The organism is Stenotrophomonas sp. STEN054 (assembly GCF_056854535.1).
Genome location: NZ_JBXFWG010000024.1, coordinates 54,287 through 62,429, shown reverse-complemented (window position 1 = coordinate 62,429; position 8,143 = coordinate 54,287). Strand labels below are relative to the sequence as shown.

Sequence of the window (8,143 nt, the reverse complement as noted above, 5' to 3'; positions counted from 1 at the left end):
CGGACCGCCTCGATCTTGAACTCATCGGTGTACCGCTTCGTGCTCATAATCACCTCCGCCTAAGCCATAGTTTATGGCTGCGAGGTGTCTACGGAACCCTGGGCGATTCAATGCTGCCGCGCATGGAAGCAGGGAATTTCTTCAGTTGGCGGCTGAAACCTTTCAGCGCAGCATCGGTTGTGCAGCCATCCATCTTGCAGAGGATCACAAAGCGGCTCTTTCGCTCGACCAGCGTGCCCACGCACGAGCGGTTGAACGCGCCCTTGATCAGGCCGCCCTCCCAATGGCCTGGGGCCAGTCGTTGCTGTACTTACTCCGGTCGATGAGCAATACGCAGCTCCTCCGGCACCCATGTGCGCTTGGCGGCGGTCGTGCGACGACGACCACGCGTGGGCTTGCTCTGTCGCAAGGCCTCCACCAGTTCCTTCTTCAAGCCACCGCGGGGATGGGCGTAAATGCTTGCGTAGATTGTCTCGTGGCTGACGCGCTGGGCAGGGTCATCGGGATGCATGGAACGCAGCTGGGCACCAATCTGTTGGGGCGACCAGTGATACAGCACCAGGTCGTCACGAATAAGCTGAAACAAGGCACTTCCCTCGATGATCTTGCGCCTGCGCACACTGTTACTGCGCCGTCGCCGATAGCGCTGGGATGCCAGCGTGGCGCTGTACGTCGACTCCACCTGACGGCCCAGCTCACGTGAAAGCGTGGACGCATTGCGACCCAGGCGCGTGGCGATTGACCGGATGCTCGCGCCGTTGCCGATCTCGATCTGCATCATGGCACGCTCTTCGGAACTCAAATGACTGTACTGCTTTCCCATGCCGGCACCCTGCGTGATTGCGGGGTGTTGCACTTGGAAGTTGAGTCTAAGCACTTCCATATCGAACCGTCTGTGTCGCACCAAGTGTATCGTCCTACTCGCTTCCCAGCTTTGAACGTGCCTTCCTCCTTGAGTAGTCCGGGTGTCCCACCAGCTGTTGTAGGGGCCCTCGTACTCCCCATTATTAACAGTGGCAGATAAGGTCAGTGTTCCTTCTTCTGTCCACTGCTGTAGAAGGCCATTCACCACGCCGTCTGTATAGTCGGACTGCGTGAAGAGTCCCCCAGTTTCGAACCAGCGTTGATAGACGCCGCTCCATTGTCCATCCACTCGAGCGCCACGAGTTTTTATCTTTCCAGAGGGATAGTAGGTTTCGACGAGTTGTGTGGATCTCAAGGAGGGCATTCTTCTGGGAGTTGCGCTCCAAGCTTGATGGGGCTTGTGAGCGGGTCGCATCGTTGGAATGATTGCTGTGCCTACGATGCCTATTCGGCTGGAATATCCAGGCAGTTCCATATCGAGCCATCTGTGTCGTACCAGATGTATCGTCCGATCCGCTTTCCATCTTTATACGTTCCGGCCTCCTTGGGCAAGCCTGAGCTCCACCAGCTCTGATAAGATCCATCAAGCTCGCCGTTTTTAACGCTGGCCAACAGCAGTGGCCGACCATCTTCTGCCCACTCTCGAATAATTCCATTCAATTGACCGTCCACGTATTCGCTCTCAGCGAATAGTGAGCCGCTCTCGTGCCAACGCCGAAAGACACCGACCCACCGCCCATCGATTTGTGTTCCTCGGGACTCGAGCTTTCCAGAAGGGAAGTGGTTTTCCACTACTTTGATTTCGGGACTCTTCATGAATTGGATCCTAACGAAAGTCGCTTGGTGACCAAGGCTGCGGCTCTCCGCCAGTTTGGCCCTTATTGGCGACGCACAGATTGCGGCGATCTGCTGCCCGCGTCAGGCAAGCCCGATACCAGCGATCAGGGTCTTTGCTTGGGCCGCGCCCTCGCCACACGTCGCACGCCATTGCTTCTCCATCGTATCGCCTGTAGCACTTGTCAGTATTGTCTTCATCGCTCGGGCAGATCGCCAGACCGGTGAGGTATCCAAGGCTGCTGCCAACGATCGAGCCAGCCAGTCCTCCCGCACTGCTGCCGGCGGCAGCGCCGCCCGCCCCGCACGCGACGGTGCCAACACCTGGAGCGAACAAGGTGCATCCCGCACCACCGCCAACGCCGCCAGCTATGCCACCGCCGGCGTAGCCGATACCGCCGCCGATGACACTTCCGCTCACCGTGCATGACGCCATGCAAGCCTGATCCTTGCCCTGGCCCGTGCTGTCCGTATAGAGCAGCGGATTAGACTCGACATAGCTGTAAGTGCTGATGCCTCCCGCCAGGCCAACGGGGTCACTCTGCAGATACCGGCCCGTCGAGGGTTCGTACTCTCGAGCGTAGTTGTGGTGGAGGCCGCTGTAGGGGTCAAAGCGTTGTCCCGCAAAGCGCATGTTGAATGTAAAGGGCGTTCCGTCCGCATCAGGATCTTCGTTGGGTGTGTCGCTGCCAAATGCCTCGCTCTTCAAATCCCACGTCCAGACCGCGACGTTTCGGCCTGCCTCGATGACCGCGCGTGGTGCGCCGAGCTGATCCGGCTCGATGTAGTGCAGGCGATTCGAAGACGCTGCGGTGCCAACCAATACACCCACGGGCAGGTCGCCCAGCCATATCACCTGTTGGATCGGCGTGCCCGTGGCATCGTAGTCACCCAGCCACTGGCCGCTCTCATCGTGGACGCTGTAGGTCGTGGTGGTGGTCCCCAGGTAGCTTCGCACCCGTTCACCACGGCCGTTGTATGCGTACTGTTGGATCGCCTGGCCGCTCTGCTTCACCTGTATCAATCTATTGAACGGGTCGAAGACGAACTCTCTATCCGTGCCATCAATGGAGGCGGTGTTGCCAACGGCGTCGTACTTCCGGGATACCCCATCTACCGAGTGAAGGCGATGGCTGTCAGCTGGGTAGGCGTAACCGTTGGTCCCTCCAGCGTTGGTGAATGATGTGCGGTTTCCCGTAGCGTCGTAGTCATAGCGCTCGATCGCGGTTCCTGTTGCCCCATCCCGGAATGCAACCAGACGATTGAGGGCGTCGTAGTCGAACGTGGCAAGCGCCGGAAGTTCATGGCCAGCGGTGTGCAGGCCGGTAAGGTTACCAACGGCGTCGTAGGCGTAACCGGCATCCAGGCCGTCTCCGTCGACATCGCTCAGCGCAACGGTGCGGTAGTTCCGGTCATGGGCTCGGACCAAGGTCCGACCATTGCCGTAGCTCCAGCCTGCCCCAGGTCCGAATGGGTAGTACGTGACACCGGACAGAAGCACTTGGCGGCTGGCGCCGGGCGATGTGACGCCTATCTCCGAGATGCGGCCCTCGGGATCACGCACGTAATCGGCCAGGGTGCCATCTGGGTAGGTGATGACCTGGAGCTTTCCACCCAAGCTGTAGGCGTAGCGAACTGCGAAGCTATGGCCGTCGACTACCTGGATTTTGCGTACGATGTGGCCGAAGCGGTCGTAGCAGTATCCCGTCGTGCCGCTGGCATCCACGATCTGGCTCAGATAGCCAGAGGCAAAGGTCTCGCCCGTTTCACATTCACTTGGCGCGGCATCATAGAGATAGGACGCGTCCAGCGCAGGCGCACCATCGGGTGCAATTTGGGTCAGCCGTTTGAGCGCGTCATAGCGGTAGGACACTGTCTGTCCTCGCGAATCGGTCAGACCGTCGCGATTGCCGGCGCTGTCGTAGCTGTAACGGGTAGTGCCAGTATCCGGACTGCTCAGCTGTAGCAGATCACCCAAGGCGTTGTAGGTGTAGCGCGTGTGCAGCCCCTTTGGGTCAGTGACCAGCACTAGCCGATTCAACGGGTTGTAGAGGTATCGGGTCACGGCGCCGATGCCGTCGACATCCTGGGTGGTCTGCCTGAGGCGATTCTGGGCGTCGTACTCACGGCGCTCCGTGCGATCAAAGGCATCCGTTATCGAATTGATGTTGCCGTTGTCGTCGTATCCGAAATCGGTCGGGCTGCTGGAAGCATCGGCGACGGTCGCAAGTCGCCCGTTCAGGTCATAGATGCGCGACAGGCTGCGTTGCAATGTCTGGGCTGAGTCGCGGCTCTCCTCAGCGATCCGGTTGCCCGCACCATCCAGGGTATATGCGATGAAGCCGCCGCTGTTGTCGGTGAGACGTGCCAGTCGCTGCGCTGCGTCGTAGGAGAACGTCAGATAGTCGCCATCGGGCTGGGTAATCCGCTCGACCAGGCCGGTTGGTCGGTAGGTCGTTCGTGTTATGCGGTCGTCACGTTCCGTGCTGTCGTCGGGGCTGCGCACCTTCTCGGCTGTCAGCCAGCCGCGGGGATGATACTCATAGCTCGTCTCGACACCATTCGGGTCGATGGACGACAGCCGTCGTCCCGCGTTGTCGTAGCTGGGGAACGTGGTGGTCCGCCCCAACGGATCGATGACTTTCCACAAGTCGCCCCGGCGGTAGGCGCATGCTGCCTGGGCGGCCCCGCAATCGCTGTGGTCTGTCTGATGGTAGACGTAGGTCGTCGTGTCGCTGATGTCAGTGCGTGGTCCCTTGATGCTGATTGGCAGGCCAACCAGGGGGCAGGTGCCGTCACTGACGTCAGCGGGCTCGCAGTAGGTCGTGGTCGTAGTACGACTACCGGATGTCGACGGATCCTTGCGAGTCTCAGTGAGCAGCTGACCCCGGTTGTTGTAAATGAAGCTGGTTTCAGCAGCGAGCACGCCCTCCGCGTCGTAGATCCGTCGTTCCGTGGGCTGGCGGAAGGTTGCATGCCAGTCTGTCTGGGTTGTGCGCTTGCTGCCGCCACTATCGTTGGCTGCCTCTATCCGCTCGGTCTGCAGTCCGCGTGCGTTGTACGTATACCGGGCAACGTTGCCCCTGAAGTCGGTCCTGCTGGCGGGATATCCGTTGCTGTCGTACGTGCGCGCCGCGGCAACGTTGACGCAGTGGTCGCAGGGGGCGTCCAGCGACGCAAGCCGCGCCACACTATGGTCAACGCCAAACGTGTAGTTCCGGACCTTGCCGAGGCTGTCGGTGATCGTGGTGCTGCCATCTGCGTTGAACCGTAGTTCGACTCGATCCGCACTCCCGCCTGCATACGGGCCATGCACGCTGAGTACGCCGCGTCGATGGGCATCATATGCCCAGCTGGCGTATCGGTTGCCGTCCTCGTCGGTGATGCCGGTCAGCAGGTGTGGCTGCGTTATCCCTCCCGTCTGGCCGGGTTCACTGTAGTGATAGATACGTGTCGCCGAGCCGGACAATGGCTCGGGATAGGTCACGGAGGTCAGATCGTTCCCACTGTACGCGTAGGTAATGACCGCTCCGGTGCCATCGGTAAGACTGGTCAAGCGACCGTCTGTGTACCCGAACACCAGGGCGCGTCCCTGTGGATCGGTAACGCGTTGGACGTACGGTGAAGTCCCAGAACCCACGGCATAGGACAGCGTCTGTACGAGCCCGTCGCGCGAAGTGATGGAGCTCAGGCGGCCGAGCTCGTCGTAGGTTTCGACAGAATCATCCGCGCGGCGATAGGTCGCCGAAACAAGTGACCCAGCAGAAAGGATGACGGTCAGTCTTTCCGGGACGTCTGCACCTGCAGTCCATTCACCATTGATGGGGCTGAAGGTCTGGATGGCGCCATTTGGCCTGTGGGCTCGAATACGGGTAATCGAGCCGGTGGCATTGGTCACGGGATCGAGCTTGGCTGCGTAGTTGTGGGTCCAGCCAATGCCGACAGGAAGCGCTCGGCTGTCCGGCACACGATGGCTGTTGTAGACCCGAACGAACTGCAGTGGGAAGGCGCCTGCTCCGATATAGTCCGTCTCCTGCTGACGTTTGTTGCCTGTCGCGCTGGCAATGGGGTTTGAGCGATTGCCTCCATCCGAAGGGCAGTTGCTGTCGCACTTGGGCATGCCGCACTGCCCCGTGTCCGGGTCGGCCAGGCCATCGAGCGGGCACGGCGGTCTGGCGCCGCGTGGCCCATAGACGAACGTGTTCACGATTTCGACGGGCAGCCATGAATTGAACTGACGCCGTTGCAGTTGCCCCCTGCACATGGCCTCGCCATCCAGATAAGGGCCGACGGATACAGCCGCGTAGCGGTGAGGTAGCGCACTCTTTGCGCGATAGCCATCGAGGCGGCGTTCCAGTTCGCCCGAGACACAGGCCTCCTGCATCGTTGGATAGTGCGGTTGGCTATCGTCGAAGCGGGAATCGAGCCAGTAGGTCTCCGCCTGCGCCGTGGAGCTGAAGAGCACAATGCGCGCGACACAGAAGCGGATCACGTTGCGTTGAATCGCCAGATATCCCTGCATCGCCATACTCCTTCATGGGTCAAGGCAGGCACGGCCATGCGCAGAGATACTGCCGCCATGGTTTCTGACTTCGCGCGCTACCTCTCAATTCGCGTTGCTTCCGCGTCGCGTCTTCCGCTTGACCCCGAGAATCTGGCCGAGCAGTAGCTGGGAGTTAGGCCGTCGTGATCTGGGGCAGTCAACACTGTCCTTCGAGCGATCATCTGCAAAGTACGGCCGGATGGAGGTGCTCACGCGCGTGCGGATTCACGATTTCCGACGGCAGGCAGAGCTGCGCTTCCGCACCCTCGAAGGTTTGTATTTGCTGGTTTTTTCCGGTCACGTCAACTGCGATTCCATCCGGATAGGGTGGGTCTGGATTGCCGTGCCATGAGCGTTGGTGGGAACTCGAGCCGCAACGTTCTTTGCAAAAATTAGTAACTCGAGAAGGGCAGATCACGTCATGCTGCGGGGACTGCCTGTGCTGAATGCGACACTTGGGACCTATAGTTCGGTGCTTCCCGCCGTTGGAAACTGATTGGGTCTGTTTTGCCAAGTGATGGGTCGAGTTGCTTCTTGGGCCGTTTACCCGGTGACTACACAGGCTAATCCTCCGTCGCCCACGTTCCACCACTACCCGCCAGCGCATCCGCACCCCCCACCCAGCACCTTTTACAGCGTTACCCGGTTGGTCGCCTCGGCCAGGCGCAGGGTCAGCAGGTCCTGCTGGGCGGCATCGTCGGTACGCTGCGAGTCCAGCAGGTCCAGCCTGCTGTCGATGCCATTGCGATAACGCACCTCGGCCAGCTCATGTCCTTGCTGATTTTGGCTTGGTCCAGCGGCGCCGATATCGGCTTTGGCCGCCTTCAGCGTGTGCTCGACGTACAGCACGTCCGGGCGCTGGTGGCGCGTGGTGCTGTGTCGGCCGGGCCAGCGCCCGGCCTGCAGCTGGACGACTCAAGTGGCCGCGCAACGCTGCATGGTAGCGCCGGGTGCGTTCACCGCGGCAGCAGGGTGATGCGCGGGTGGCCGGCAAAAATCTCCATCACGATCTCGAAGTAGGTCTGCCCTTCGCCGCGCTCCAGCGCATCCAGCTGACGGCCGATCATATCGGCGTTGAAGGTGCCGGGCTGCTGCAGTTTTGCCTGCAGCCAGGCGCGAGTCGCGTCCATGCCCAACGCAGCGCGGCTGAGCTCGGCATCGCGCCAGGTCACCGTCGCCGCGGCGTGCCCCTGCAATGCGCCGTAACCGCCATACAGCAGGTCGTCCAACGCATCCAGGCTGGGCCCGAGCTGCCAGTCTTCGCCGGCCATGAACACACGGTTGAACTCGGCATAGAGGCTGTCGATGCCGGTGATCGCACGTCCGTCGATCTGCAGGTGAAGGGTCATGCACGCACTGTAGGACACGCGGTGCCAACGCCAGCGTCGCATCGCTGAACGCCGCATGGCCGTTCAGGCGCCGTCGACCGGTATTTCACCTTCGGTTGGCGTTGCCGGCGGGAGACTGGACCCACATCGGATCACAGGAGATCGCCATGAACACCTCCCTTCGCGTACTGCTGCTCGGCAGCCTTATGGCGGCTTCGTCGGTCGCCGGCGCACAAAGCTACGGCCCGCGCGATGAAGGCCGCAAGTTCAACGATGGCAGCCGCGTGGTCTGCAAAAACGTGGAAGTGCAGCGCAACTCGCGCGATCCCAACCGTATTGCCGGTACGGCCACCGGTGCGGTGGTCGGCGGCCTGCTGGGCAACCAGGTAGGCGGCGGTAACGGCAAGAAGCTGGCAACCGTGGCCGGTGCCGTGGCGGGCGGTGCAGCCGGTCGGCAGATCCAGGGCAATCACCAGAACAAGACCGGTGACCGCGTGGTCGAGCGCCGCTGCGAGCGCGTCTACCGCTGAGTACCCGCACGACCTGATACCCGCTCCCTTCCACGACGCGGTGC

Annotated in this window: 4 protein-coding genes and 2 pseudogenes; 1 reads left to right on the top strand and 5 read right to left on the bottom strand. The window is 61.1% G+C overall.

Annotated elements, in window-relative coordinates:
* Positions 1–97: 97 nt before the first annotated feature.
* From AC1VXD_RS11530 to AC1VXD_RS11510, 5 genes and pseudogenes are all read right to left on the bottom strand, one after another.
* Positions 98–823 (bottom strand): annotated as a pseudogene (locus AC1VXD_RS11530) (IS30 family transposase); the annotation flags it as partial.
* A 485-nt stretch (positions 824–1,308) separates the two neighbouring features.
* A complete protein-coding gene (locus AC1VXD_RS11525) occupies positions 1,309–1,680 on the bottom strand; it encodes a toxin-antitoxin system YwqK family antitoxin (RefSeq protein WP_482992150.1) in 372 nt (123 codons plus the stop codon).
* Positions 1,681–1,690: 10 nt separating this feature from the next.
* Complete coding sequence (locus AC1VXD_RS11520) at positions 1,691–6,220, bottom strand: RHS repeat-associated core domain-containing protein (RefSeq protein WP_482992149.1); 4,530 nt, start codon at positions 6,218–6,220, stop codon at positions 1,691–1,693.
* Positions 6,221–6,871: 651 nt separating this feature from the next.
* Positions 6,872–7,102: pseudogene (locus AC1VXD_RS11515) on the bottom strand (hypothetical protein); the annotation flags it as partial.
* A 95-nt stretch (positions 7,103–7,197) separates the two neighbouring features.
* A complete protein-coding gene (locus AC1VXD_RS11510; protein WP_482992148.1) occupies positions 7,198–7,590 on the bottom strand; it encodes a barstar family protein in 393 nt (130 codons plus the stop codon).
* A 146-nt stretch (positions 7,591–7,736) separates the two neighbouring features.
* Between AC1VXD_RS11510 and AC1VXD_RS11505 the strand changes: the two genes are divergently transcribed.
* Entirely contained in the window at positions 7,737–8,099 is a 363-nt protein-coding gene (locus tag AC1VXD_RS11505; RefSeq protein ID WP_482992147.1) for a glycine zipper 2TM domain-containing protein, read from the top strand.
* The last annotated feature ends 44 nt before the right edge of the window (positions 8,100–8,143 follow it).